Below are 900 nucleotides of genomic sequence, written 5' to 3'. Positions count from 1 at the left end.
CCGGAAGCCCGCCCGGCGGCAGTGCTTGTCATGGTCCCCTCTCCGGAGATAGGGAGAATGATATTCTCCGAATTTGTAAGCACTTTGCTCATATAGCGCACATCCGAGTGCATTATTATCAGAGCATCACTCTCGCGGTGTTATCTGTCAAGGAGGGCGCCATGCCGGCCAAGGCAACCCAGCCGCACGCACAAACGAATACCGAAACCGCTCCGACCGGAGCACCCGGGTCGCAGACCCTGGCGCGTGGTTTGAGCGCGCTCGCCGCCATTGCCGCCGCACCGACAGGGCTGACTGTGCAGCAGGTCGCCGACCATGTCGGAGCCCACCGGACGATCGCCTACCGATTGCTGGCCACCCTGAGCCAGTTCCGTTATGTGACCAAGGGTGAAGACGGCAGGTACCGGCCCGGAGCCGGATTGGCCGCCCTCGGTGCGTCCTTCGACAACAACATGCGCGCACTGAGCGTCCCGACCCTGCGCGCGCTGGCCGACGAACTCGGCAGCACCGTGTCCCTTCTGGTGGCCGAAGGCGATCAACAGGTGGCAGTCGCAGTGATCGTCCCGACGCAGGTCTTCTATCAGCTGTCGTTCCACGAGGGCAGCCGCCATCCGCTCGACCGGGGTGCGGCCGGGGTGGCCTTGCTGGCGAGCATGGCGCCACGGCCCGGCGAACGCGAACTGGTCCACCACACCCGCGAACAGGGCTGGGTGATCACTCACGGCGAGATCGAACCGGACACCTACGGCCTTGCGGTACCCGTACGCCGACGCCCACCGTCTCCGCCCACCTGCATCAATCTCATCTCGCATCGCGAGGACGTCGTGCTGGGCGGCAAGGACGCAGTCGTGCGGGCAGCAAAAGAACTGTCGACCATCCTGTACTGAAAGGGAATGACAT

General features: G+C 64.2%; 1 protein-coding gene. It reads left to right on the top strand.

Going from position 1 to position 900, the window contains the following annotated elements; translation table 11 throughout:
• Nucleotides 1-161 precede the first annotated feature (161 nt).
• A complete protein-coding gene (locus tag IMZ11_RS42635) occupies nucleotides 162-887 on the top strand; it encodes an IclR family transcriptional regulator (RefSeq protein ID WP_228649281.1) in 726 nt (241 codons plus the stop codon).
• Nucleotides 888-900: the final 13 nt, after the last annotated feature.

This window comes from Microtetraspora sp. AC03309 (assembly GCF_020826795.1).
GTDB lineage: Bacteria > Actinomycetota > Actinomycetes > Streptosporangiales > Streptosporangiaceae > Microtetraspora > Microtetraspora glauca.
Note: the sequence above shows the minus strand (reverse complement) of the source record. Positions and strands in the feature narration are given on the sequence as shown.